This window comes from Agromyces sp. NPDC058064, assembly GCF_042885275.1.
Classification (GTDB): Bacteria; Actinomycetota; Actinomycetes; order Actinomycetales; family Microbacteriaceae; genus Agromyces.
In genome coordinates this window covers 185,592-209,939 of sequence record NZ_JBHVSE010000001.1, presented here as the reverse complement: position 1 = coordinate 209,939, position 24,348 = coordinate 185,592, and the positions used below count along the sequence as shown (strand labels likewise).

Below are 24,348 nucleotides of genomic sequence, written 5' to 3'. Positions count from 1 at the left end.
ATCCGGAAGGCCCTGCATGAACGCCGCACTCGAACTCGGCCTGCTCTACGGGATCATGGCGCTCGGTGTGTACCTCACATTCCGCGTGCTCAACTTCCCCGACCTCACGGTCGACGGCAGCTTCACCACCGGCGCCGCCGTCGCGGCGTCGCTCATCGTGCAGGGCGTGCCCGCCCCCGTCGCCACCCTCGCAGGGGCGGCGTCGGGGGCGGTCGCCGGCATCGTCACCGGGGTGCTCTATACGAAGGGCCGCATCGACGGCCTCCTCGCCGGCATCCTCACCATGATCGCGCTGTGGTCGATCAACCTCAGGATCATGGGCAAATCGAACCTCCCACTGCTCAGGGAGGACACCGTGATGACGCCGCTGCGCGACAACGGCCTGCTCGGCGGGCCGTGGAGCATCCTCATCTTCGCGATCTTCGCGCTCGTGCTGAAGTTCGCCATCGACTGGTTCCTCTCGACCGACCTCGGCCTGTCGATCCAGGCGACCGGCAACAACGAGCAGATGATCCGCTCCTTCGGCGTGAACACGCACTTCACGACCATCCTCACGCTCGCGATCTCGAACGCGCTCGTCGCGCTCTGCGGCGCGCTCGTCGCGCAGTACCAGGGCTTCGCGGACGTCTCGATGGGCATCGGCCTCATCCTCGTCGGCCTCGCCTCGGTCATCATCGGCCAGGCGATCATCGCGGGGCGCTCCGTGTGGGTCGCGACCTTCGCGGTGCTCGTCGGCGCGATCATCTACCGCCTCGTGATCTTCTTCGCGCTCGCGGCGGGCCTCAACCCGAACGACATGAAGCTCATCTCCGCCGTGCTCGTCGTCGCCGCGCTGCTCCTGCCGCGCTGGGGCTTCCTCAAGCGGATCCCGAGTTTCCGGCAGCTCAACCGCCGCGCGGTCAGGGCCTGAGAGGAGCGACGAACATGCTCACCATCGATCACGTCACGAAGACCTTCTTCCCCGGCACCGTCAACGAGCGCGTCGCGCTGAACGACGTGTCGCTCCACCTCGACGAGGGCGACTTCGTCACCGTCATCGGTTCGAACGGCGCCGGCAAGTCGACGCTCCTGAACATCATCGCGGGCAAGATCGCCGTCGACTCGGGCGACCTCCTCATCGACGAGCGCTCGGTGAAGCGGATGAAGGACTACCAGCGGGCCGCCTACATCGGCCGGGTCTTCCAGGACCCGATGGCCGGCACGGCGCCCGACCTCACCATCGAGCAGAACCTCGCGCTCGCGTTCCGTCGCGGCCAGTGGCGCGGGTTCCACCTCGGCGTGACCCGGACCCGGCGCGAACGGTTCCAGAAGGAGCTCGTCGCACTCGAGCTCGGCCTCGAGCAGCGCCTGAAGGCCCGCGTCGGCCTCCTCTCGGGCGGTCAGCGCCAGGCGCTGTCGCTGCTCATGGCGAGCTTCACGCAGCCGCGCATCCTGCTGCTCGACGAGCACACCGCAGCCCTCGACCCGCAGCGGGCCGACCTCGTCACCCGCCTCACCAAGTCGGTCGTCGAGCGCGACCGGCTGACGACCCTCATGGTCACGCACAACATGGAGCAGGCGCTCCGCGTCGGCAACCGGCTCATCATGATGCACGAGGGCCGGATCATCCTCGACCTTCCCGAGGCGGAGAAGCAGAAGATGACGGTCCAGGGCCTCCTCGCGGAGTTCGCCAAGATCAAGGGCGCGGCGCTCGACGACCGCGCGATGCTCGGCTGAGCGGCGTCGACGCCCGCGCAGGAGGGTGGTCGGACGGGGCCGTCCGACCGCCCTCCGCGCCCGCCCGGGCGCCTTCCCGGGCGCCTTCCCCACGGCGTCGGCCCGGCCCCGAAGGGCCGCGTAGGCTGGAATCCGGGGAGGTGCCGATGCCCATCGATCGACTGGACGCGCGACTCGTCGCGCTCTTCGCCGACGAGCCGCGCATCGGCGTCTACGAGGCGTCGCGCCGGCTCGGGGTCGCCCGCGGCACGGTGCAGGCGCGCCTCGACCGGCTGCAGCGGCTCGGCGTGATCACCGGGTTCGGACCCGACATCGACACCGCGGCCCTCGGCTACCCCGTCACGACCTTCGTCGAGATCGAGATCGCGCAGGGCTCGCGCAGCGACCTGATGACCGACGAGCTGCGGGCCATCCCCGAGGTGATCGAGGCGCACACGATCACGGGCCGGAGCGACCTGCTCGTGCGGGTCGTCGCGGCCTCGAACCTCGACCTGCAGCGCGTCGTCGACCTGCTGGTGCGGGTGCCCGGCATCGAGCGCACCTCGACGCTCGTCGTGCTCGACACGCCCATCCCGCACCGCGTCATCCCGCTCGTCGAGGCGACGCCCGCCGACTGAGGGCGCGCCGCAGGCCCGGCGGTGCGCGGGGCGACGGGTCGTCGTCCAGAATGGACGCATGAGTCGAACGCCCGAAGTCCCCGCCGCGGCCGGAACGACGGGCGGGCGCCGCACACGCTCTCCCGCCGGGACGGTGCGGCTGGCCGAGGTCGCCGCGATCGCCGGAGTCAGCGAGGCCACGGTGAGCCGGGTGCTCAACCGCAAGTACGGCGTCTCGGCCGCGACCCGCGAGCAGGTCGAGCGCGCGCTGCAGCAGATCGGCTACGAGCGTCCGGTCAAGGGCGAGATCGTGCTGATCCTTGTGCCCGGGCTGAAGACGCCGGTGTTCGCCGCGATGGTCACGGCGATCGAGAGCGAGCTCACGCCGCACGGGCTGCGGGCCTTCGTCTGCCCCGTCGTGCCGGGCTCGGTGATCGAGCGCGACTACATCGAGCCGATGCTCGACGCGGGCATCGCCGCGGCGGTGTTCCTGTCGGCGAGCAACACGCTGCGCAACGCCGACCCCATGGCCCGGCAGCTCCTCGAGGGCCGCGGCATCCCCTATGTGAGCGTGAACGGCGGGTTCCCCGAGGGCGCGACGCCCGTGGTCTCGACCGACGACTGGCGGGCGGCCGAGCTCGCGGTCTCGCACCTCTACGATCTCGGGCACCGCCGGATCGGCATGTGCGCGGGCCCCGTCGGCAACACCCCGGCCGATCGCCGGGTCGAGGGGTTCCTCGAGGCGATGGACGCCAGGGGCCTCAGCGACGCGGAGGACTACGTCGTGCGGCATCACTACAGCGTCGACGGCGGCCGCCACGCCGCCGACGAGCTGCTGCCGCTCGGGGTCACCGCCATCGTCGCCTCGAGCGACGACATGGCGCTCGGAGCGATGCGGGCGGCGACCCGTCGCGGCCTCGAGGTGCCGAAGGACCTCTCGGTCATCGGCTACGACGACTCCTACCTGCTCGACTTCACCGATCCGCCGCTCACGACCGTGCGCCAGCCCGTCGAGAGCCTCGCCGAGACCTCGGTCCGGACCTTGATCACGATGATCCAGAACCGCGGCGTGCAGGCGGGCGAGGTCCTCATCGACCCCGAGCTGCGGTTGCGCCAGTCGACCGGGCCCGCGCCGCGATAGCCTCCCGGTCGTGGTCGGCGGCGTCGGAGACGGTCCGCCGCTCGCCGGGCCGCACCCGCACGACGTCGCCCTCGCCCGCGGCGACGGCGAGGTGCGGGTCGCGGAATCGCCGGTCGCGGGTGCGGTGGGGGCTCCAGAGGAGCTCGTCGGGGGTGCGGTTCTCGAGCCAGTGGCCCTCGCCCTCGGCCCAGCCGACCTCGAGATGGCCGCGCCCGAACGGAACACCGCTCGCGACCAGGCGGCGGACCCCGGAGGGGAACGCCGGTCGCGTCGCGATGCGCCGCGCTCCGGCGTCGGGCTCGAGCCCGAGGAACCCGGCGACGATCTGGCCGACGAGCGCGAACGCAAGCTCGGGGTAGTCGCCGTTCGCTCCCTGCTGCGGGACCTCGTGGGCCTCGTCGCGGCGCGCGTGGATCTCGCGCATCCAGTCGTAGGCGGCGTCGGGCCTTCCGTGGCGGAGGAAGAGATCGGGCAGGTAGCTCAGGGCCTCGATGTTGCTCGGCGCCCGGTCGTCGCGGCACGCGGCGTCGACCTCGTCGAGCACCGCTGCGCACCTCGCATCGTCCTCGGCGAGCAGGCCCTTGAGGGGCAGGAACCAGGTGGCCTCGCGGAGCCACTCGGCGACCGGCCGGCCGTCGGCGAGCCACGCCGACACCAGCCCTTCGAACGGCGAACGGCCCGATGGGGCGCCGATGGCGGAATCCGTCGTCGTGGCATTCTCCACCCGTCCCCAGCGTTCGGTGAACTCGGTGGCGAGCGCGTCGGCGGCGAGGGCGAAGCCCCGTTCGGCTGCGACCTCGCCGAGCGCCGCCTCGAGGGCCGAGGCGTGCCGCAGGGCGGCGTACTGAGCGCCGATGCCGTCGCCGGCCTCGAGGAGGTGCGAGCCCGGCCGCTCGTTGTAGCTCGCCGCGCCGTCGAAGATCCCGGGCCCGCCCGCCTCGGCGACGCCGTTCGGGCGCAGCGCGTCGCGCTCGGCGATGAACTCGCCGAGCGTGCGCCGCCAGTGGTCCCGGTGCCCGCCGAGCGTGCGGTCGCCCGTCCACCGGTAGAGCACGTGGACGAGCTCGACGAGCTCGAACGCGGCCGGCAGCTCGCGGACGAAGCGGTCGGGGCCGTGGTAGTCGATCGCGAGCGGTGTGACGCCGTCGAAGTTCAGCGCCCACACCGGCCAGCCGCCGTGCTCAGGCGTGGCGGTGCGGATGAACGAGTCGAGCATGGCGCGGTTCTCGCGACCGAGCCCGAGGAGCTGCGCGCCGACCGCCTGGTGCGCGAAGTCGCGCAGGTAGTAGCCGCTGCGGAAGGCGTATCCCGCGTGATATCCCGGGCGGTAGACCGCCTGCCGGTACGGCGGCGGCGTCGCCTCCGAGACGTCGAGCGGTCCGGTCGTGCCCGCCTCGACGACGAAGCGGCGGGCGGTGTCCGTCGCCCACGCGAACACCTCCGCGAGCGTCGCGTCGTCGGTCTCGATGCGCAGCGTGCTCATCGGACGGCGCCCTCGGCACCCTCGGCGCCCTCGGCGACGAGCTCGACGAGCCCGGCCTCCTGCGGTCGGAGCGCGGGGGCCGGCAGCCCGGACGCCATGAGCACGACGCCCGGGACTACGGCCCCGTCGGTCCACCACGCGGGCTGGGCCCGCCTGGTGGTGGCGTCGACGGCACCGTCGGGGCGGATGCGTCGCACCCGGTAGCTCGCGTCGGGGTCGAGCCCGCGGAGCCGCACGTGCGGCCCGGGCAGGTGCGAGGGCGTGTCGATCGAGGCGATCGTGGCGATCGCGTGCCGGCGGTCGTCGGAGACCACGCTCTGCGCGACGAGCGCCGGCTGCGTCTCGAGGCGGAGCAGGCCGCCCCGCTCGATGAGCGGCCGGAGGCGCACGAACTCGTCGATCCACGCCGCGAGCTCGTCGAGCTCGTCGTCACCGGCCTCGCGCAGGTCCCACTCGATGCCGAAGCTGCCGATCATCGCGGTGATCGCGCGATAGGCGAGCGAACTCGTGCGCCCTGAGGTGTGCGCCGTGGCGGGCCCGATGTGCGCGCCGAGGAGCTCGGGGGGCATCAGCAGGCTCGTCCAGCGCTGGATGCGCTGCCGCTCGAGCGGATCGTTCGAGTCGCTCGTCCAGAAGCGGTCGGCGTGCTCGACGACGCCGAGGTCGATCCGCCCGCCGCCCGCCGAGCAGGACTCGATCTCGAGCCACGGGCAGGCCTCCCGTACGGCGTCCGTGAGCCGGTAGACGGCGAGGGTCTGCTCGTGCACGCCGGCGCGGCCGTTCGTACGGTCGACTGGTTCGACGAGGTCGCGGTTGTGATCCCACTTGATGTAGTCGATGCGATGCGCGGTGACGACGTCGACGATGCGCTCCAGGAGGTGGGCGAAGGCATCGGGGTGGCCCACGTTGACCACGAGCTGCTGGCGGGCGAGCGGGGCGTCGCGGTGCCGCGGGCCGAGGATCCACTCGGGGTGCTCACGGGCGAGGTCCGAGTCGGGGTTCACCATCTCGGGCTCGAACCAGATGCCGAACTGCATGCCGAGCTCCCGCACGCGGTCCACGAGCGGGCCGAGCCCGTCGGGCCACGCCTCGTGCGAGACCGTCCAGTCGCCGAGCCCTGCCCGGTCGTGACGGCGGGCGCCGAACCAGCCGTCGTCGAGGACGAAGCGCTCGACGCCGACGCGGGCGGCGAGCCCGGCGAGCTCGACGAGCGGTTCGAGCCGGTGGTCGAAGTACACGGCCTCCCACGTGTTGAGGGTGACCGGCCGGCCGGCCGCGGGATGCCGGGGCCGTGCCCGCAGCGTGCGGTGGATGCGTGCGGATGCGGCGTCGAGCCCGTCGCCGTGACTCGCCGAGAGCCAGGGGGAGCGGTACGAGTCGCCGGGGGCGAGGACGAGCTCGCCGGGGAGGAGCAGTTCGCCGCCGCCGAGGGCGGTGCGCCCGCCGTTCGAGCGGTGCGCCCACATGCGCTGGTTGCCCGACCAGCCGACATGGATCGCCCAGACCTCGCCGCGATCGACGTCGAAGCCGGGGGTTCCGGCGACGAGGAGCGTCGCGGCATCCTGGCCGGTGCGACCGCGCCGGGCCTCGCGGAGGTGGGTGCCGTCGACGAGCTCGTGACGCTGGGGCCGCCGTTCGCCGTTGTGGCGCCCGGTGAAGTCGAGCAGCTCGCTCGCGCGGCCGGGAACGGGCAGGGCGAGGTCGAGCCCTTCGACCCGGTAGCCGGCCGGCCCCTCGTTCCGCAGCGTCGCCGCGGTGCGCACGAGGCCGGAGACGAGCATCTCGAGCTCGATCTCGAGCACCAGTCCGCCGTCGGCCTCGGTGGCGGTCGAGACGAGGCGCTCGGCGACGACGGGGGAGTCGACGCGCGTGCGCTCGGTGGTCACCCGGCCGAACTCGGGGAACGCGCCGGTGCCGTCCTCGCGATGCACCGAGAGGCCCTGCGGGCCCATCCAGGCCTGCCGCGCCTCGGTGACGACCCCGATTCCGGGCGGGACGTCGAGCTCGTTGCCCACCCGGATGCCTCGGGCGAGCTCGGCGATCGACGCGAGCCCCCGGTCGTCGAGATCGCCGAGCGAGGCGCCCCAGTAGTGCACCACCGGCAGGGTCGATGCCGTGGTCTCGACGACGAGGCTGACCCCGGCGGCGTGCAGGTGGTGAAGTTCTGCGTTCACTGCGTGCTCCTTTGCAAACTTGCAAACTTATGCTGCATATATACGAATGATATGTTACTGTCGCCTTCGTCGCGGATGACGCGATGCACCGGAGCATCACTGAGAAAGGACTGCGAACAATGAGGTTCACCCCCACGAGGCAGGCGGTGCGCGTCGTCGCCGCCGCAGCCGCGGTCACGACCGCCGCGGCGCTCGCCGGCTGCTCGACCACCGCCGAAGGCCCGTCGGCCGCCGAGGGCGAAGTCGGCGGGAAGATCACGATCTGGACCTGGAACGCTCCCGGCGACGGCCTCGAGGCCGCGATCCCCGCGTTCCAGAAGCTCTACCCCGACGTCGAGATCGACGTCCAGGACGTCGGCAACCCGGCGATCTGGGAGAAGATCACCACGGGCATGGCCGCCGGCGGCCAGGGGCTGCCCGACGTCCTGAACATCGGCATCGACTACATGGGCAACTACGTCGAGAAGTTCCCGGGTCAGCTCGTCGACCTCCGGGACTTCGGTGCGGAGTCGCTCGAGCCCGAGTTCCCCTCCGGCGCGTGGAAGAGCGGATCGGGCCCCGACGGCGCCGTCTACGGCATCCCCTACGAGGTGAACGCGACCGGCTTCTTCTATCGCAGCGACGTCTTCGAAGAGGCCGGCATCGACATCGACTCGATCGAGACGTGGGACCAGCTCATCGAGGCCGGCGTCACCATCAAGGAGAAGACGGGCGTCCCGCTCTACAACCAGGACAAGGCGGCGACGGAGGCCGACTCCGCCGGGCTCTGGCAGCTCCAGACCGCCCTGCAGGACTCGTTCTACTTCGACGAGAACGGCGACATCACGATGAACGGCGAGGCCGGCGTGCACTCGCTCGAGCTCATCAAGAAGGCAAACGACCTCGGCATCGTCGGCGACGTCCAGGGCAGCTGGGACAACCTGCTCGCGCAGCTGCGCGGCGAGAAGCCCACCGCGATCATGCCCGCCGGCGGCTGGATGGCCGGCGTCATGGAGAACGAGGCCCCCGAGATGGCGGGCAAGTGGGGCGTGCGTCTTCCTCCGGCCGTCGAGCCGGGCGGCATCACCGCGGCCGTCAACGGCGGCACCTACCTGTCGATCCCGACCGCGAGCAAGAATCAGAAGACCGCATGGGAGTTCGTGAACTTCGCGCTTGGCACGCTCGAAGGCCAGAAGCTCGTCTACGAGGGCGGCGGCATGTTCCCCGGGTACAAGCCGATGCTCGAGTCGGAGGGCTTCGCCTCACCGAGCGAGTACTTCGGCGGACAGTCGCCGAACGCGATCTTCATCGCCGAGCTCGCCCAGGACACCCCCGTCCTGAACTACACGAGCGACTACGCCCGTGCTCTGAAGGCCTACACCGACGCCCAGACGCGAGTCCTGCTCTCGGGCGCCGACCCCCAGCAGGCGCTCGACGAGGCGGCCGACCAGGTCGCCCAGCAGACCGGCCGCAAGCTGGCCGACTGACGGACGCGGCGCGTCGGCTCGCGATGTCCAGCGACGTCGCGGGCCGGCGCACCCTCTTGGAGCGAACACTCATGAACGTCTTGTCCACGACTGCCGGGCCGGCTGCCGGCACGGCTGCCGAGGCGGCGCCGGTCGCGGCCGCCCCCCGGCCGCCGCGCCGACGCCGTCGATCCTCCATCGGCCACCCGCGGCTCACCCCCTACCTCTTCCTGCTGCCGACGATCGTGCTGTTCCTCGGCTTCAAGCTCTACCCCTACCTCTCCGCATTCTGGACGAGCCTCACCTCGAACATCGGCGGCGTCATCACCTTCGTCGGACTCGACAACTACGCGCGCCTGCTGCAGGACCCGCTCTTCTACACCGCGCTCGGCAACACGGCGCTCATCCTCGTGGTGCAGGTGCCGCTCATGCTCGCGCTCGGCGTCGTGCTCTCGGTCGCCTTCAACTCGCTGCTGCTGAAGGGCCGCGGGTTCTTCCGTATGGCATACTTCGTGCCGATCGTCATGGGCCTCGTCGCCTACGGCATCCTCTTCAGCGCCCTCTTCGACTCGAGCTCCGGTATCGTCAACGAGTTGCTCGGCTACGTCGGCATCGGCCCGATCCCGTGGCTCGTCGATCCGTTCTGGGCGAAGATCTCGATCGTGCTGGCGATGACCTGGCACTACACGGGCCAGAACGCGATCATCTACCTCGCACAGCTGCAGTCGATCCCGGGCGAGCTCTACGAGGCGGCGCAGGTCGACGGTGCGAACGGCTGGCAGCGCTTCCGCAACGTCACGCTGCCCGGGCTCCGCCCGGCGCTGCTCCTGACCGTCATCCTCTCGACGATCGGCACGCTGCAGCTCTTCGACGAGCCCTATGTGCTCACGAACGGCGGGCCCGACAACGCCACGCTCACCGTCGGGATGTACCTCTACCAGAACGGCTTCAAGTACTTCGACTTCGGGTACGCCTCGGCGATCGGCTACGCGCTGACGGTCATCATCGCGGTGGTCTCGCTCATCCAGTTCCGGCTCTTCCGCGAGCGGACGCCGAAGGTCCCGTCCCCGAAGAAGCAAACGTCCCGGAAGGAGACGATCCGATGACCGAGTCGCTCATCGGCGTGCACGGGCGCCGCACCAAGTCCCTCGTGCTGACCACGGCGATCGCCGCCGGCGCCGTGGTCATGCTGCTGCCCTTCTACTGGCTCATCATCGCCACCACCTACCCGTCGCGCGAGATCTTCGCCTCTCCGCCGAACGTGCTGCCGGGCCCCGCCTTCTTCGACAACCTCTCGGGGCTCCTCACCGACACGCTCTTCGGTCGCGCGATCGGCAACTCCGTGCTCGTGGCCTCGGTCTACACCCTGCTCGGCCTGGTCGTCTGCACGGCCGCGGGGTACGCCTTCGCGAAGTTCGAGTTCCGCGGTCGCAACGCGCTGTTCGGCGCCGTGCTCGTCACCCTCGCGCTGCCGTCGCAAGTCACCCTCGTGCCGTTGTTCCAGATCATGGTGACCCTCGGCTGGCTCGACACCTACCAGGCGCTCGTCCTGCCGAACCTCGCCCTGCCCTTCGGCATCTTCCTCATGCGCCAGACCATGCAGGCGGTGCCCGATGAGCTGCTGCAGGCCGCGCGGGTCGACGGCGCGGGGGAGTTCCGCGTGTTCTCCAGGATCGTGCTCCCGACGGTCCGGCCCGCCCTCGCGGCCCTCGCGATCTTCCTCTTCCTCGCCCAGTGGAACGAGTTCGTCTACCCGCTCGTGGTGCTCCGCACGCCGGAGTCCTTCACCATCCCCGTCTCGCTCGCCTCGTTGCAGGGCATCGGCACGACCGACTACGGCCAGCTCATGACCGGCACGCTGCTGTCGGTGCTGCCGATCCTCGTGCTGTTCCTCTTCCTGCAACGTCACTTCGTCGCCGGCATCCTCGCCGGTGCGGTCAAGCAATAGGAGTCCCTCACCGTGCTACTCGAAGACCACCAACTCTCGCTCGTCGACTGGGTCGACCTGCCGCGGGCGATCCGGCTGGGCACCGGCGGCGGATGCCGCGTGCTCGGCACCGATGACGACGGCGCGGTGCTGCGGGTCCGCCTGGAGGTCCGCGCCGGAGGCCAGGTCATCCTGCAGTCGCCGCTCGGCGACGCGGCCGGGTACTGGTACCCGGGGCTCGACGGTGTGCGCGGGCTCCCGGCCGATTGGGCGGGGCGCGACCGCTACAGCGCGATCCGCTCGGCGCCCGTCGGTGTGCTCTACGACGCGGACGGCACGAGCCGGCTCGCCTTCGGACTCGACTGGACGACCGGCGAGGGCGAGGTGCAGTTCGGCGTCTCCGAGGAGGAGAAGAACTTCGTCGTGCGCCTGCCGATCGACGAGCGCCTCGCCGCCCGCACGGGCGAGGTCGAGCTCGTGATCGCGCGGTCGCCCGAACCGTTCCCGCGCGCGCTCGGGCGCATCTCCGAGGCGCTGTTCGGCAGCGCCCCGGTGCGCCCCGCCTCGGCGGTGGCGCTCGAGCCCGTGTACTCGACCTGGTACGCGTACTCGCAGGGGATCTCCGACGAGATCGTCTCCCGCGACCTCCCCGTCGCGGCCGAGCTCGGCTTCCGTTCGGTGTTCCTCGACGACGGCTGGCAGCGCTTCGGCGACGGCCGCTGGTATGCCGGCTGCGGCGACTGGGTGCCCGACACCGAGAAGTTCGCCGACCTCGCGGGCTTCGTCGACCGGGCCCATGGACACGGACTCGACGTCGTGCTGTGGCTCGCGCCGCTCCTCGTCGGCGAGCAGAGCGAGGCGTTCGAGCGCCTCGCCCCCTACGCGAGCGAGTACTCGACGGGCCTTCGGGCGTGGGTGCTCGACCCGCGCCACCGGGAGGTGCGCGAGCACCTCGTCGAGACCTGCGCGCGACTCGTGCGCGACTACGGCCTCGACGGACTGAAGATCGACTTCCTGAACAACGCGATGGTCTACGCGGACACGCCGAGCGCCGGAGACCTCGACGACATAGGTTTCGCGATGGTCGAGCTGTTGCGCGGCGTCGCCGACGCCGTCGACATCGTCCGCCCAGGGGCGCTCATCGAGTTCCGACAGCCGTACGTCTCGCCGACCGTGGCCGCGTTCGCCGACGTGGTGCGCGCCAACGATTGCCCCGCCGATGCCGATCAGAACCGCATGTCGGTGCTCGACCTCCGCCTGCTCTCGCGCAGGCAGGTCGTGCACGCCGATCCCATCATGTGGGCGCCCGAGGCCGAGACAGACGCGGTGCGGCGGCAGTTGTTCGCCGGTTTCTTCGGCGTCCCGCAGGTCTCGATGCCACTCGCCGACCTCACGGCCGCGCACCGTGAGGCGATCTCGGAGTCGCTCGCGCTGTGGCGCTCGCTGCGGGAGGTCCTCCTCGGCGGCGAGCTCGAGCTCGGCCTGCCGGCCCGCGGCTACCCGGCGGCGCAGGCGCGTCGCGACGGCACGCTCGTCGTCGTGGACTACGAGTCGGTGCTCGTCGAGCTCGACCTCGCCGGCGTCGACGAGCTCGTCGTCGTCAACGCCTCCGCGATCGCGGGCGTGCCCTACCGGGTGACCTCGGGCGGCAGCCAGGCGCTCGCGGCGGAGGGGATCCTCGACGTCCCGACGTGGGGGATCAGCCGGCTCCGCCTGGGCTGAGGTTCGGCCCGGATGTCCCGGGCACCGCGCCGCGCGATGTATTGGGTGACGTGCGGCGCGGTGCCCGGGGCATCCGGATGCCCCACGTCGAACCCGGCGCACGACCACCGCACCGGCAGACGCGGACGGGGGCCCCGGGCGAATCCGCCCGGGGCCCCCGTCCGTTCGAGGCGAGGCGCCTCAGAGCGTGTTGCCAAGCTTGAAGCCCTGCTCCTCGTCGCCCTTGCGCGTGTACGAGAAGCCGTCGGCGCCGATCGTGACCGCCATCTCCGACGAGTCGGTGCGCGCGACGACGGGCTTGGGGTTGCCGTCGAGGTCGAGCACGAGCGAGGCCTCGGTGTACCAGCTCGGCACGACGGGGTTGCCCCACCAGTCGCGGCGCTGGTTGTCGTGCACGTCCCACGTGACGACGGGGTTGTCGGGGTCGCCCGTGTAGTAGTCCTGCGTGTAGATCTCGACGCGGTGGCCGTCGGGGTCGCGGAGGTAGAGGTAGAACGCGTTCGAGACACCGTGGCGGCCGGGGCCGCGCTCGATCGCGTCGGAGCGGCGGATCGCGCCGAGCTTGTCGCAGATCGCGAGGATGTTGTGCTTCTCGTGGGTCGCGAAGGCGACGTGGTGCATGCGGGGGCCGTCGCCGCCGGTCATGGCGGTGTCGTGCACGGTGGGCTTGCGGCGCATCCACGCCGCGTAGACGACGCCCTCCTCGTCCTGGATGTCCTCGGTCACGCGGAAGCCGAGGTCCTGCATGAACTTCACGGCACGCGGCACGTCGGGGGTGACCTGGTTGAAGTGGTCGAGGCGCACGAGCTCGCCCGGCGTGTGCAGGTCGTAGCGCCACGAGAGCCGCTCGACGTGGGTCGTCTCGAAGAAGAACTCGTACGGGAACCCGAGCGGGTCCTCGACGCGCACCGAGTCGCCGATGCCCTTGGTGAAGCCCTCCGCGCGGCGCTCGACGCGGCATCCGAGCTCGGTGTAGAACGCGACCGCCTTGTCGAGGTCGTCGTTCGAGCGCACCCGGTAGGAGAACGCGGCGACGGCCGCGAGCTCGCCGCGGCGGAGCACGAGGTTGTGGTGGATGAACTCCTCCGTCGAGCGGAGGTAGATCGCGTCCTCGTCCTCCTCGGTGACGTAGAGGCCGAGCACGTCGACGTAGAACTCGCGCGAGGCGGCGAGGTCGGTGACGACGAGCTCCATGTACGCGCAGCGCAGGATGTCGGGGGCGGGGACGGAGGGGGTGGGCACCGGGTTGTCGGTGCGGATCGGGGCTTCCTGCGAAACGTAGAAGCCCGAGGAGGTGAGGGTCATGTCGTCGCGGTTGGTCATGTCAGCGTCCTTGCTCTGGGGATGTCTCGGGGCGAGGTCTCGGGCGAGGGCCTGGGGCCGCAGCCTCAGGCCTTGCCGAAGGTCGGGTTGTGGGGGGCGCCGAGCGTGATGTGCACGCTCTGCTGGTCGGTGTAGAAGTCGATCGAGCGGTAGCCGCCCTCGTGGCCGAGGCCCGAGGCCTTGACGCCGCCGAACGGGGTGCGGAGGTCGCGCACGTTGTTCGAGTTGAGCCACACCATGCCGGCCTCGACCGACTGGGCGAAGTTGTGCGCGCGCTTGAGGTCGTTCGTCCAGATGTAGGCGGCGAGCCCGTACTTCGTGTTGTTCGCGAGCTCGAGCGCCTCCTCCTCGGTGTCGAACGGCGTGATCGCGACGACCGGGCCGAAGATCTCCTCCTGGAAGATGCGGGCGTCGGGCGCGACGTCCGCGAACACCGTCGGGGCGACGTAGTTGCCGTTCGGGAAGCCCTCGGGGCGACCGCCGCCGGCGACGAGGCGGCCCTCGGTCTTGCCGAGTTCGACGTAGCTCATGACCTTGTCGTAGTGCTCGGGGTGCACGAGCGCGCCGACCTCGGTCTCGGGGTCGTGCGGGTGGCCGACCTTGACGCGCTTCGCCTGCGCGGCGTACCGCTCGACGAACTCGTCGTAGACGTCGCGCTGCACGAGGATGCGGCTGCCGGCCGTGCACCGCTCGCCGTTCAGCGAGAACACGCCGAAGATGCACGCGTCGATGGCGACGTCGAGGTCGGCGTCGGCGAACACGACGGCGGGGCTCTTGCCGCCGAGCTCCATCGAGAGGCCCTTGAGGTACGGGGCGGCGTTCCCGAAGATCAGCTGGCCGGTGCTCGACTCGCCCGTGAACGAGATGAGCGGCACGTCGGGGTGCTTGACGAGCGCATCGCCCGCGTCCTCGCCGAGGCCGTTGACGAGGTTGAACACGCCCTTGGGCAGGCCCGCCTCCTCGAAGATGCCGGCCCAGAGCGACGCCGAGAGCGGCGTGAACTCGGCGGGCTTCAGCACGACGGTGTTGCCGGTCGCGAGGGCGGGGCCGAGCTTCCAGGACTCGAGCATGAACGGGGTGTTCCACGGCGTGATGAGGCCCGCGACGCCGATCGGCTTGCGGTTCACGTAGTTCATCTGCTTGCCGGGCACCTTGAACGCGTCGTCGGACTGGGCGACGATCAGGTCGGCGAAGAAGCGGAAGTTCTCGGCGGCGCGGCGGGCCTGGCCGAGCGCCTGCGTGATCGGCAGGCCCGAGTCGAACGACTCCAGCTCGGCGAGGCGCTGGTCGCGCGACTCGACGAGGTCGGCGATCTTGTGCAGCACGCGCGAGCGCTCGCGGGGGAGCATCCGCGGCCAGGGGCCTTCGGCGAAGGCGCGGCGCGCGGCGGCGACGGCGCGCTCGACGTCGGCCTTCTTGCCGGCGGCGGCGTGCACGTAGGTCTCGTTCGTGACGGGGTTCAGCACCTCGAAGGTGTCGCCGTCGATCGAGTCGACGAACTCGCCGTCGATGTAGTGGCGGATGCGGTCGGGCAGCCCATCGGGGGTGTACGCGGTCATCGTGGTTCTTCCGTTCTGCGGTGGTCGGGCGGCGAGGAGACGGTCGGTCTCGGTCGTCGGTCAGGCGGTCGCCGGATGCTTCTGTTCGGCCTGGTAGGCGAGCACGGCGTCGAGCGTGGCGGTGCGGTGGGCTCTGGCGGCGAGCTCGATGTCGAGCGCGGGGGCGCCGGCCTCGATCAGCTCGAGGATGCGCTCGTGCTCGGCGACGGACTCGTGCGCGCGGCCGGGCACGAAGCTGAACGACGAGTCGCGCAGCACCTTCATGCGGTTCCACCCGCGGTGCACGAGGTCGAGGATGTGCGGGTTCGGGCACTCCTCGAAGAGCACGGCGTGGAACTCGAGGTTGAGCTCGGTGAAGCGGTGCGGGTCGAAGTCGTCGAGGGTGCGGCGCATCCGCTCGTTCACAGCTCGGGCCCGCGCGAGCTGGTCGGCGGTGAGCGTCGGCGCCGACAGCGCGGTCGCCGAGCCCTCGACGAGGGCGAGCGTCTGCATCGTGTGCAGGTACTCGGTCTCCTTGATGAGGGCGACCTGCGCACCGACGTTGCGCTCGAAGGTCACGAGGCCTTCGGCCTCGAGGCGGCGGATCGCCTCGCGCACGGGCACGACGCTGACGCCGAGCTCGCCGGCGATCGAGCCCAGCACCAGGCGGTAGCCGGGCACGTAGCGGCCGTCGTCGATGCGCGCGCGGATGAACGCGTAGGCCCGCTGCGACTTCGACTCGGGGGTGGTCATCGGGACTCCTGCGCGGGGGTCGATGCGTCGGCCGCGCGGGCGGCGTCGTACCGGGCGCGCCACGCGGCGTTCATCGGGAAGAGCCCGTCGACGGACTCGCCGCGCGCGACCTGCTCGGCCACCCAGGCGTCCTCGTCCTCCTGTGCGGCGGCCTCGGCGGCGACCTCGGCGGCGATCGCGGCGGGGATGACGAGCACCCCGTCGCCGTCGCCGACGATCACGTCGCCGGGCTGCACGGCCGCGCCGCCGCAGGCGATGGTCACATCGGTCTCCCACGGCACGTGGCGGCGGCCGAGCACGCTCGGGTGCGGGCCCTGGCTGAAGACGGGGATCTCGAACTCGGCGACCGCGTCGAAGTCGCGCACGCCGCCGTCGGTCACGATGCCGGCGGCCCCGCGCACCTGCGCGCGGAGGGCGAGCACATCGCCCACGGTGCCGGTGCCGCGCTCGCCGCGGGCCTCGACGACGAGCACCTCTCCGGGCCCGACGGTGTCGAAGGCGCGCTTCTGGGCGTTGAACCCGCCGCCGAACTCCTTGAAGAGGTCGGGACGGAACGGGATGAACCGCAGCGTCTTCGCCGTGCCCACGATGCGGTCGCCCGCGTGGTTGGCGAACACGCCCTCGATGAAGACGTCGTGGTAGCCGCGCTTGCGCAGCGCCGCCGAGACGGTCGCGACGGCCGAGCGGCCGAGCTGCTCGCGCACCTCGTCGGTCAGCACGCCGCCGGATGCCGCGGGTGCGACGCTCGCCGAGGCATCCGCGTCGTTCGTGGCGGCGGGGGCGTCGAGCGGGCTCGCGAGACCGGCGGCGACCGCGGCGGCGTGCTCGGCCTCGCTGCCCCAGGCCTCGATGCGCTGCGCGTCGTCGATCGCGGGCTTCGTGCCGAAGTCGCCGAAGGGCGCAGACCCCTGGGTCACGGTCGTGACGAGCCGCCCGGTGCTCGGGGCGCCGGGAGCGCTCGGGGCGTCGACCTCGACCTCGACGACGTCGCCCGGCACGACGACCGAGGAGCCGGCGGGCGTGCCGGTGAGGATGACGTCGCCCGGTTCGAGCGTGAGGTGCTGCGAGAGGTCGGCGACGAGCCGGCCGAAGGGGAAGAGCAGGGTGTCGGAGGTGTCCTCCTGCACGAGCTCGCCGTTGACCCAGGTGCGCACGCGCCAGCCGTCTTCGCCGGCGACGCTCGCGGGCAGCGCGACCGGGCCGAGCGGGGTGAACCCGTCGCCGCCCTTGTTGCGCACGTTCGAGCCCTTGTCGGCGGCGCGCAGGTCGTAGAGCCCGAAGTCGTTCGCGGCGGTGACCTGCGCGATGTGCGACCAGCCCTCGGCGGGCGAGACGTGGCGGGCACGCTCGCCGATGACGATCGCGATCTCGCCCTCGAAGGCGAGCAGCTCGGTGCCGGCCGGCCGTTCGATCGTGCCGCCGGTGCCGGCGAGCGAGGAGGCGGGCTTGAAGAAGTAGCTCGGCTGGGCGGGCGTGCGCCCGCGCTGTGCGGCCCTCGACGGGTAGTTGAGGTGCACGGCGATGATCTTGCCGGGGGTGGCGATGGCCTCGTTGGTCATTGACGTCCTCGTCTCTGGATATCAGAAATCATATACGATCCGGAAGGTCTTGTGAAGGAGGAGCCTTCGGGAGGAGATGCCCGTTCGCACCGGTTTCAGGAGAAGGTCGCCTCGTCAGGACGATTCCGCCGCAATCGTCCTGAGCAGCGGCCCTTTTCCTGAAACGGTGCAGTTGCGGGATGCCTCGCGGCACCGTCGCTCGCAGGGTTCAGTAGCTCGTGCGGGCGGGGCCCGTGGCATCCTGCCCGGTGCGCTCGATGTAGCGCTCGGCGAGCGCCTCGGAGGCGCGGGCGAGGATCGCGACGTCGGCGCCGACCGCGACGAACGACGCGCCCGCCTCCAGGTACCGGTCGGCGTCGGCCGGCACGAAGGCGTTCACGCCGACGGGCTTGCCGGCGGCCTGCGCGGCGCGGATCGCCGTGAGCGCGGCCTCGACGACGTCGGGGTGGGAGGGCTGGCCGAGCAGGCCCATCGACCCCGCGAGGTCGGCCGGGCCGACGAAGATCGCGTCGACGCCGTCGACGGCGAGGATCTCGTCGACGTTCGCGACCGCCGTCGCCGACTCGATCTGCACGATGAGGCTCACCGTCGATGAGGCGGCGGTGAGGTACCCCTCGACGCGGTTCCACCGCGACGAGCGGGCGAGCGACGCGCCGACGCCGCGCACGCCGACGTCGCTCGGGCCGGGTCGATGGCCCGTGGCGTCGGGGGCGGAGCCGTGCGCCGCGGTGCCCGGGTACCTGACGGCGCGCACGAGCGTACGTGCCTGCTCGGCGGTGTCGACCATCGGCACGAGCAGGTTCTGCACCCCGAGGTCGAGGTACTGCTTGATCACGACGGGGTCGCCGATGGGCGGGCGCACGACCGGTGCGACGGGGTAGGCCGAGACCGCGTAGAGCTGGTGCAGGATCGTCTGCAGGTCGTTGGGGGAGTGCTCGGCGTCGATGAGCACCCAGTCGAGGCCGCTGCCGGCCGCGACCTCGGCGACGAGCGGGCTCGCCGAGCACACCCACATGCCGATCTGCGGGCGGCCGGCCGCCGCGATGCGGGCGGTGAGCGTCTCGGGGAGGTTCATTCGAATCGGCATGAGATCGTTCCGAGCTGTCCGTAGTCGGCGTGCACGGTGTCGCCGCGCTCGACCCACATGGGGCGGGTGAAGGAGCCTGCGAGGATGATCTCGCCGGTGCCGAGCGACTGCCCGTGGTGGGCGAGCTTGTTGGCGAGCCAGGCGACGCCCATGGCGGGGTGGCCGAGCACCGCCGCGGCGACGCCCGACTCCTCGATCGTCTGGTTGCGCGAGAGCAGCGCCGAGACCCAGCGCAGGTCGACCTCGTCGACCTTCACCGGCCGCCCGCCGAGCACCATCGCGCCCATGGCGGCGTTGTCGCTGATGGTGTCGACGATCGTGCGGCCCTGCATCTCGATGTGCGAGTTCAGGATCTCGAGCGCGGGCACCACGTAGGCCGTCGCGTCGAGCACGTCGAAGATCGTCGTGTTCGGCCCCTGCAGGGGCTTCGCGAGCACGAAGGCCAGCTCGACCTCGATGCGCACGTTCGAGAAGCGGTCGAACTCGACGGACGAGCCCGACTCGATCACCATGTCGTCGAGGATCACCCCGTAGTCGGGCTCGGTGATGCCGGTGGCCACCTGCATCACCTTCGAGGTGAGGCCGATCTTGCGCCCGACGAGCCGGGCGCCGGCGGCGATGCGACGGTCGGCCCAGACGCGCTGCACGGCGTAGGCGTCGTCGACGCTCATGCCGGGGTGGCGTGCGGTGAGCAGGGGCACGGTCGTGCGGTCGCGGTCGGCGGCGAAGAGTTCGTCGGCGATCGCGTCGATCACGGGCTGGTCAAGCACAGGCGCTCCACTTCATCGAGGGTCCACTGGAGATCGTAGTCACCGCGCCCGGATCGGGCGGGGACGCCGCTTGCACGGTATCTGAAATCGTATATGATTCGAGGCGTGTTCGGGGCGGAGCAACCGGCCCGGGCGCATCCCCTGACCGCGGACTCGACAGAGGAGTCGCCGCATGACCGCACAAACCCTGCCCGCCCCATCGCCCGTCGATGCCGCGAAGCGCCGCGAGCTCAAGCGCGTCGCCTTCGCCACCGTGATCGGCACCACCATCGAGTGGTACGACTTCTTCCTGTACGCGAGCGCAGCGGGGCTCGTCTTCGGTGCGCTCTTCTTCGCGCCCGCGGGCGCCGAGTTCGCGACGATCCTGTCGTTCGCGACGGTCGGCGTCAGCTTCCTGTTCCGCCCGCTCGGCGCGTTCCTGGCCGGTCACTTCGGCGACAAGATCGGCCGCAAGGCGATGCTCGTCGTCACGCTGATCCTCATGGGTGCGGCGACGACCCTCATCGGCTTCCTGCCCACCTACGAGCAGATCGGCATGGCGGCCCCGCTCCTGCTCGTGCTCCTCCGCATCATCCAGGGCCTCTCGACCGGCGGCGAATGGGGCGGCGCGGTGCTCATGGCCGTCGAGCACGCGCCCGACGGCGAACGCGGCCGGTACGGCGCCTTCCCGCAGATCGGCGTGCCGATCGGCCTCCTCCTCGCCTCGGGCGTGCTCGCCCTGATGACCGGCGTGATCTCGCCCGGTGACGCCTTCCTCGAGTGGGGCTGGCGCGTGCCGTTCCTGCTCAGCTTCGTGCTCATCATCGTCGGCATCATCGTGCGCCGCGCGGTCGACGAGAGCCCGGTCTTCCTCGAGATCGCCGCGAAGAAGGAGGAGGCGAAGACCCCGATCCTCACCCTCTTCCGCAAGCACTGGCTGCTCGTGCTGCTCGCCGCCCTCACCTTCGCCGGCAACAACGCCGCGGACTACATGACCACCGGCGGCTACCTGCAGAACTACGCGACGACGCCGCTCGCCGACGGCGGTCTCGTCGGCATGGAGCGCACCCCCGTGCTGCTCGCCGTCGCCGGCGCCTCGGTCGTCTGGCTCGTCTGCACCTTCGCCGCGGGCGTCGTCTCCGACCGGATCGGCCGCCGCAACACGTACATCATCGGCTGGATCGCGTTCCTCGCGACCGTCTTCCTGCTCTTCCCGCTCGTGAACACCGGCAACCCGTGGCTGCTCTTCCTCGGCGTCTCGCTCTTCGCGATCGGCAACGGATTCACCTACGGGCAGCAGGCGGCGTACTTCGCCGAGCTCTTCCCGGCCTCGATCCGCTACTCCGGCGTCTCGATCACCTACGCGATCGGCGCGATTCTGGGCGGCGCGTTCGCGCCGATGATCGCCACCTGGCTCGTGCAGACGACGGGCACGGCGAGCTCCGTCGCGTTCTACATCGCCGGAGTGATGCTCGTCGCCTTCGCCGCCACGCTGCTGCTGCGCGACCGCACCGGCATCCCGCTCGGGCCCGATCACGAGGCCGAGCAGTCGCGCGGAGCCGTGTACGGCCTGCGCTGAGCCGAGCTCGGATGACGGCGCCCCACCCGCGAGGGTGGGGCGCCGTCGTCGTGTCGGGCGAGGATGCCGCGTGGTCGATGCAGGCCGCGAGGGCCGGCCCGGCGCCGCGCCGGGCCCGGCTCGACGAGGGGCGGCCGGGCGGGCGGCTCAGCGGCCGAAGAGGCGCGCCAGCAGGCCGGCCGGCTTCGGCTCGTCCTCGTGGCCGGCGCATCGAGCGGAGCGCGGGACGCCGCGCATCACCTGGTCGACGTGCTGGCCGCAGCCGGCCCACGTCGTCTTCCCGCACGTCCGACAGGTCACCGCTCGGCACATGGTCGCTCGCATTCCGGGGTGGTTTGGATACCCCGGGGGTATCTTCTCAGGTCTTCGCTGGGAGAACGGCGAGCGGCCCGGCGTGCGGTGCGCGCCGGGCGGCATCGCCCGTCGTGCTCGCGGATCGAGGCGGCGCTCAGCGCGAGTTCACCCGGATGATCTCCTCCTGGTACGGCGCGACCACCGTGCCCGAGATCCGGCAGTCGAGCAGGAGGAACGGGCGCTCGGCGACGGGCCGGGCGGCCCAGGCGGCGAGTGCGTCGAGGTCGGCGAGCTCGCGCACGACGACGCCCTCGGCGCCGAAGGCGGCCGCGGCCGCCGCGAAGTCGGCCTCGGGGATGAGCATCGGCGCCTCCGCGAGGCCCTTGAGACCGTAGAGGTTCACCTCGGCGCCGTAGGCGGCGTCGTTCCAGATCACGGCGACGCCGCGCCCGCCGGCCGTGCGCACGGCGGTCTCGAGGTCGGCGAGGGCCATCAGGCCGCCGCCGTCGCCGCTCGTCAGCACGATCGTCGCGTCGGGCTTCGCCGCCGCGGCTCCGGCGACGCTCGGGAAGCCCTGCCCGATCGACTGGAACGCCGTGCCGACCATCATCATGCGGTCGGGCGAGGCGACCGGCCAGTACATGTTCGCCCAGCCGATGAAGTGGCCGCCGTCCGAGACGACGACGCGGTCCTCGGGCAGGAGCTCGGCGACGCGAAGTGCGACGGCGCGCGGGTCGAGGCGGCCGTCGTCGGCGAGCCCGTCGGCGCGCTCGGGGGCCGGATAGGCGCGGAGCGCCGCCACGTCGACGCGCTCGCGCCAGCCCGACGGGGTCGCCCCGGACATCCGGAGCTCGTCGACGAGCACACGGGCGACGACGGCGGCGTCGGCGCGGAGGAACCCGCCGACGTGCGGGTGCGTCGCCGAGGGGGCGACGTCGACCTGGAACACCCGGGTGCCCGGCGCGAAGAGCTCGCCGAAGCGCATCGTGAACTGGTTCAGCGAGGCGCCGAAGACGACGGCGACGTCGGCCTCCCGCACGAGCTCCATCGCGCCCTCGGCGCCGAAGCCGCCGGTCACGCCGAGGTCGTACCGCGCATCCGGGAAGACGCCGCGGCCGAGCGCCGTCGACGCGGTGATCGCCCCGGTCGCGGCGGCGAGCTCGCCGAGCGCCTCGCCGGCGTCGGCCAGCCACGCCCCGCGCCCCGCGAGGAGGAACGGGCGCTCGGCGCCCGCGAGCGCGTCGGCGAGCTCGCCGATCACGCCGGTCGCGAACTCGCCCGCCGGGGTGAGCGGGGCCGGATGCCGCGGGGCGGGCGCCTCGACGAAGGGCCCGGCCTCGGTCGCGGCGACGTCGTACGGCAGCGCGAGCACGACCGGCACGCGGTAGCTCAGCGCGTGCTCGATCGCGATGACCGTCGTGGCCGGGGCATCCGTACGCCCGACCGTGTAGGTGCGCGCGCCGACCGCCGAGGCGAGCGCGATCTGGTCGACGTCCCACGGGCGGCGGCCCGAGGTGGGCTCGTCGCCGACGACGAGCACGAGCGGCACACGGGCCTGGGCCGCTTCGGCGAGCGAGGTGAGGGTGTTCGTGAACCCGGCGCCGTAGGTGGAGGTGGCCGCGGCGAGCCGCTTCGAGGCGCGGTAGTGCGCGTCGGCGGCCACGACGCCGCCCGCCTCGTGCCGCACGGCCGTGAACGCGGCATCCGTCTCGCGCTCGAGCGCGTCGAGGAAGTAGGCGTTGCCGTTGCCCATCACGCCGAAGACGTGGTCGACGTGGGCGGCGAGGGTGCGCGCCACGTGGGCGGCGACGGTGGTGTTCGAGGGTGCGGGCATGGCGAAGCCTTTCGAGACGGGATGACGGATGAGGGATTCCGTATATGTCTCGCGGCAGGGGCCCGCTTCGTGCCCATTTTTCGAGCACCGGCGCAGTTCGCGATCGAGGCCGATCGCGGTGCGCCTGGACGAGGTCGAGTATACGACGAGGGCGGGGTCCCGTCGCGTCAGGTGACGGGACCCCGCCCTCCGCCTCAGATCCGCTCCTGCTTCGGGGCCAGCGGGGTCGGCTGCATCGGCTGGTCGTTCGCCGTGAGGTCGATGCCGAGGTCGCGGGCGTAGACGACGCGGGTGGCGATCGTCACGTCGTCGCCCGCCTCGGTCAGCTCGAAGACGCGGCCGCCGCGCATGCGGTTGCGGGCGGCGCCGGGCAGGCCGTACGCGCCGAAGCCCGTGCCGGGGGCGTAGCCGAGCAGCACGCCGTAGTAGTCGCCGACGTAGTCGTTCACGTGGTCGTGGCCGACGAAGACGCCCTTGACGTCGCCGCGCTCGAGGATCGCGTTGTACATGCCCGAGTTGATGGGGCCGGGGCACTCGTCCTCGTTGCGCTCGCCGACGATCGAGTGACGGGCCTTGCCGCGCGCGGCGTCGGCGGCGGTGCGGGTGTCGACGCCGCCCCACCACATGAAGCGGTGCTCCCACAGGGCGATGTGGATGAACATGAGGCCGGGGAGCTTGCGGCCGAGCTTCTGCTCGAGCTGCTGCGACTCCTCGCGGTACCAGGCGACCTGGTCCATGCGCAGCCAGTCCCAGGTCGGGTAGCCCGCGAAGTCCTGGCCGTTGATCGAGCCCGGCGCGTAGCGGCCCGAGTCGAGCAGCCAGAGCGCGAACGCGTCGCGGTTCTTCTTCGCCGAGGAGGCGACCGGCACGATGGTGTTGCCGGTGCCCGTCACGCCCGCGATGTTCGACGCGTTCATGTTGTAGTCGTAGGACCGGTAGAACTCGAGCATGCCGGCCTCGTCGACGCCGGACTGCGGCAGCGAGTCCTCGTCGTGGTTGCCGTAGGTGACGGCCCACGGGATCTTCCGGCTCTCCATCGGCCAGACGACGTTGTTGATCGCCTGCTTCACCGCGAGGCGGGTCTCGCAGCCGCCCGTGATGACGTCGCCGTTGATGAGCACGAAGTCGGGCTGCTCCTGGTCGAGCGTCTTCTCGATCAGCTCGACGGTGCGGCGGTCGGTCATCTCGTCGTCCTGCGTGTCGTTGAACTGCACCACCTTGAACGTGCCGTCGCCGTGGAAGCGCAGCTTCGGGCCGTTCGCGCGCGGGCTGCCGGCGGGGGAGCGCCGCGGGTCGGCGGGGGCCGCGTTCGCGGCGCCGACGGGCAGCGCGGCGCCCACGGCGCCGAGCGCCCCGGCGGTGATCACGGCGCGGCGGCTCACGGGAAGTCGGTCGGGCATGTCTGGTCTCCTCATCGTCGGCGACGGT

At 71.5% G+C, this 24,348-nt stretch carries 19 protein-coding genes; 9 read left to right on the top strand and 10 right to left on the bottom strand.

Annotated features, from left to right (window positions below):
- Positions 1 to 16 precede the first annotated feature (16 nt).
- The 4 genes from ACFVSL_RS00835 to ACFVSL_RS00820 all read left to right on the top strand — a co-directional run bounded on the left by ACFVSL_RS00835 (position 17) and on the right by ACFVSL_RS00820 (position 3,453).
- Positions 17 to 910, top strand: a complete 894-nt coding sequence (locus tag ACFVSL_RS00835) for an ABC transporter permease (RefSeq protein ID WP_386937640.1) — start codon at positions 17 to 19, stop codon at positions 908 to 910.
- A gap of 14 nt (positions 911 to 924) precedes the next feature.
- A complete protein-coding gene (locus ACFVSL_RS00830; RefSeq protein ID WP_386937638.1) occupies positions 925 to 1,716 on the top strand; it encodes an ABC transporter ATP-binding protein in 792 nt (263 codons plus the stop codon).
- A gap of 146 nt (positions 1,717 to 1,862) precedes the next feature.
- Positions 1,863 to 2,333, top strand: coding sequence for an Lrp/AsnC family transcriptional regulator (locus tag ACFVSL_RS00825; RefSeq protein ID WP_386937637.1), 471 nt, complete (start codon positions 1,863 to 1,865; stop codon positions 2,331 to 2,333).
- A 58-nt stretch (positions 2,334 to 2,391) separates the two neighbouring features.
- Entirely contained in the window at positions 2,392 to 3,453 is a 1,062-nt protein-coding gene (locus tag ACFVSL_RS00820) for a LacI family DNA-binding transcriptional regulator (RefSeq protein ID WP_386937635.1), read from the top strand.
- On the opposite strand, the gene ACFVSL_RS00815 is transcribed toward ACFVSL_RS00820, so the two are convergent.
- Both ACFVSL_RS00815 and ACFVSL_RS00810 read right to left on the bottom strand, forming a co-directional pair.
- Positions 3,401 to 4,936, bottom strand: coding sequence for a hypothetical protein (locus ACFVSL_RS00815; RefSeq protein WP_386937634.1), 1,536 nt, complete (start codon positions 4,934 to 4,936; stop codon positions 3,401 to 3,403). The two genes, ACFVSL_RS00820 and ACFVSL_RS00815, sit on opposite strands and share 53 nt — an antisense overlap.
- The gene (locus ACFVSL_RS00810) at positions 4,933 to 7,110 is read right to left on the bottom strand and encodes an alpha-galactosidase (RefSeq protein ID WP_386937632.1); all 2,178 of its coding nucleotides are present in this window, start codon (positions 7,108 to 7,110) and stop codon (positions 4,933 to 4,935) included. Before ACFVSL_RS00810 ends, ACFVSL_RS00815 begins: the two co-directional genes overlap by 4 nt.
- A 119-nt stretch (positions 7,111 to 7,229) precedes the next feature.
- Between ACFVSL_RS00810 and ACFVSL_RS00805 the strand changes: the two genes are divergently transcribed.
- The 4 genes from ACFVSL_RS00805 to ACFVSL_RS00790 all read left to right on the top strand — a co-directional run bounded on the left by ACFVSL_RS00805 (position 7,230) and on the right by ACFVSL_RS00790 (position 12,204).
- Entirely contained in the window at positions 7,230 to 8,576 is a 1,347-nt protein-coding gene (locus ACFVSL_RS00805) for an ABC transporter substrate-binding protein (protein WP_386937631.1), read from the top strand.
- A 71-nt stretch (positions 8,577 to 8,647) separates the two neighbouring features.
- Positions 8,648 to 9,661 carry a carbohydrate ABC transporter permease gene (locus tag ACFVSL_RS00800; RefSeq protein WP_386937629.1) on the top strand — a complete coding sequence of 338 codons (1,014 nt, stop codon included), beginning with the start codon at positions 8,648 to 8,650 and terminating at the stop codon, positions 9,659 to 9,661.
- Positions 9,658 to 10,503, top strand: coding sequence for a carbohydrate ABC transporter permease (locus ACFVSL_RS00795; RefSeq protein ID WP_386937627.1), 846 nt, complete (start codon positions 9,658 to 9,660; stop codon positions 10,501 to 10,503). Before ACFVSL_RS00800 ends, ACFVSL_RS00795 begins: the two co-directional genes overlap by 4 nt.
- A gap of 12 nt (positions 10,504 to 10,515) precedes the next feature.
- Entirely contained in the window at positions 10,516 to 12,204 is a 1,689-nt protein-coding gene (locus ACFVSL_RS00790; protein ID WP_386937625.1) for a glycoside hydrolase family 36 protein, read from the top strand.
- Positions 12,205 to 12,384: 180 nt separating this feature from the next.
- On the opposite strand, the gene hpaD is transcribed toward ACFVSL_RS00790, so the two are convergent.
- The 6 genes from hpaD to hpaH form a co-directional block, all read right to left on the bottom strand.
- Positions 12,385 to 13,527 carry a 3,4-dihydroxyphenylacetate 2,3-dioxygenase gene (gene hpaD / locus ACFVSL_RS00785; protein WP_386937624.1) on the bottom strand — a complete coding sequence of 381 codons (1,143 nt, stop codon included), beginning with the start codon at positions 13,525 to 13,527 and terminating at the stop codon, positions 12,385 to 12,387.
- Between the two features lie 65 nt (positions 13,528 to 13,592).
- Positions 13,593 to 15,086 carry a 5-carboxymethyl-2-hydroxymuconate semialdehyde dehydrogenase gene (gene hpaE, locus ACFVSL_RS00780; RefSeq protein WP_386937622.1) on the bottom strand — a complete coding sequence of 498 codons (1,494 nt, stop codon included), beginning with the start codon at positions 15,084 to 15,086 and terminating at the stop codon, positions 13,593 to 13,595.
- Between the two features lie 60 nt (positions 15,087 to 15,146).
- Positions 15,147 to 15,818 (bottom strand): GntR family transcriptional regulator, encoded by a 672-nt coding sequence (locus ACFVSL_RS00775; RefSeq protein ID WP_386937620.1) that lies wholly within the window; start codon positions 15,816 to 15,818, stop codon positions 15,147 to 15,149.
- A complete protein-coding gene (locus ACFVSL_RS00770; protein WP_386937618.1) occupies positions 15,815 to 17,377 on the bottom strand; it encodes a fumarylacetoacetate hydrolase family protein in 1,563 nt (520 codons plus the stop codon). The genes ACFVSL_RS00775 and ACFVSL_RS00770 overlap by 4 nt, the downstream gene beginning before the upstream one ends.
- Before the next feature lie 208 nt (positions 17,378 to 17,585).
- On the bottom strand, positions 17,586 to 18,464 hold the full coding sequence (locus ACFVSL_RS00765) for an HpcH/HpaI aldolase/citrate lyase family protein (RefSeq protein WP_386937617.1): 879 nt from the start codon (positions 18,462 to 18,464) through the stop codon (positions 17,586 to 17,588).
- Positions 18,449 to 19,234 carry a 2-oxo-hept-4-ene-1,7-dioate hydratase gene (gene hpaH / locus ACFVSL_RS00760; RefSeq protein ID WP_386937615.1) on the bottom strand — a complete coding sequence of 262 codons (786 nt, stop codon included), beginning with the start codon at positions 19,232 to 19,234 and terminating at the stop codon, positions 18,449 to 18,451. Before hpaH ends, ACFVSL_RS00765 begins: the two co-directional genes overlap by 16 nt.
- A gap of 172 nt (positions 19,235 to 19,406) precedes the next feature.
- Between hpaH and ACFVSL_RS00755 the strand changes: the two genes are divergently transcribed.
- Positions 19,407 to 20,792, top strand: coding sequence for an MFS transporter (locus tag ACFVSL_RS00755; protein WP_386937613.1), 1,386 nt, complete (start codon positions 19,407 to 19,409; stop codon positions 20,790 to 20,792).
- Between the two features lie 448 nt (positions 20,793 to 21,240).
- Here the strand turns inward: ACFVSL_RS00755 and ACFVSL_RS00750 are convergent, their stop codons facing one another.
- Together ACFVSL_RS00750 and ACFVSL_RS00745 are read right to left on the bottom strand one after the other, a co-directional pair.
- Positions 21,241 to 22,920 (bottom strand): thiamine pyrophosphate-binding protein, encoded by a 1,680-nt coding sequence (locus tag ACFVSL_RS00750; protein WP_386937611.1) that lies wholly within the window; start codon positions 22,918 to 22,920, stop codon positions 21,241 to 21,243.
- Between the two features lie 194 nt (positions 22,921 to 23,114).
- On the bottom strand, positions 23,115 to 24,320 hold the full coding sequence (locus ACFVSL_RS00745) for a metallophosphoesterase family protein (protein WP_386937609.1): 1,206 nt from the start codon (positions 24,318 to 24,320) through the stop codon (positions 23,115 to 23,117).
- Between the last annotated feature and the right edge of the window lie 28 nt (positions 24,321 to 24,348).

What these genes read in the sequence shown, in the direction of transcription:
- ACFVSL_RS00835 (WP_386937640.1), top strand. Translation starts at nt 17, where the DNA reads ATGAACGCCGCACTCGAACTCGGCCTGCTCTACGGGATCATGGCGCTC.
- ACFVSL_RS00830 (WP_386937638.1), top strand. Translation starts at nt 925, where the DNA reads ATGCTCACCATCGATCACGTCACGAAGACCTTCTTCCCCGGCACCGTC.
- ACFVSL_RS00825 (WP_386937637.1), top strand. Translation starts at nt 1,863, where the DNA reads ATGCCCATCGATCGACTGGACGCGCGACTCGTCGCGCTCTTCGCCGAC.
- ACFVSL_RS00820 (WP_386937635.1), top strand. Translation starts at nt 2,392, where the DNA reads ATGAGTCGAACGCCCGAAGTCCCCGCCGCGGCCGGAACGACGGGCGGG.
- ACFVSL_RS00815 (WP_386937634.1), bottom strand. Translation starts at nt 4,936, where the DNA reads ATGAGCACGCTGCGCATCGAGACCGACGACGCGACGCTCGCGGAGGTG.
- ACFVSL_RS00805 (WP_386937631.1), top strand. Translation starts at nt 7,230, where the DNA reads ATGAGGTTCACCCCCACGAGGCAGGCGGTGCGCGTCGTCGCCGCCGCA.
- ACFVSL_RS00800 (WP_386937629.1), top strand. Translation starts at nt 8,648, where the DNA reads ATGAACGTCTTGTCCACGACTGCCGGGCCGGCTGCCGGCACGGCTGCC.
- ACFVSL_RS00795 (WP_386937627.1), top strand. Translation starts at nt 9,658, where the DNA reads ATGACCGAGTCGCTCATCGGCGTGCACGGGCGCCGCACCAAGTCCCTC.
- hpaD (WP_386937624.1), bottom strand. Translation starts at nt 13,527, where the DNA reads ATGACCAACCGCGACGACATGACCCTCACCTCCTCGGGCTTCTACGTT.
- hpaE (WP_386937622.1), bottom strand. Translation starts at nt 15,086, where the DNA reads ATGACCGCGTACACCCCCGATGGGCTGCCCGACCGCATCCGCCACTAC.
- ACFVSL_RS00775 (WP_386937620.1), bottom strand. Translation starts at nt 15,818, where the DNA reads ATGACCACCCCCGAGTCGAAGTCGCAGCGGGCCTACGCGTTCATCCGC.
- ACFVSL_RS00770 (WP_386937618.1), bottom strand. Translation starts at nt 17,377, where the DNA reads ATGACCAACGAGGCCATCGCCACCCCCGGCAAGATCATCGCCGTGCAC.
- ACFVSL_RS00765 (WP_386937617.1), bottom strand. Translation starts at nt 18,464, where the DNA reads ATGCCGATTCGAATGAACCTCCCCGAGACGCTCACCGCCCGCATCGCG.
- ACFVSL_RS00755 (WP_386937613.1), top strand. Translation starts at nt 19,407, where the DNA reads ATGACCGCACAAACCCTGCCCGCCCCATCGCCCGTCGATGCCGCGAAG.
- ACFVSL_RS00750 (WP_386937611.1), bottom strand. Translation starts at nt 22,920, where the DNA reads ATGCCCGCACCCTCGAACACCACCGTCGCCGCCCACGTGGCGCGCACC.
- ACFVSL_RS00745 (WP_386937609.1), bottom strand. Translation starts at nt 24,320, where the DNA reads ATGCCCGACCGACTTCCCGTGAGCCGCCGCGCCGTGATCACCGCCGGG.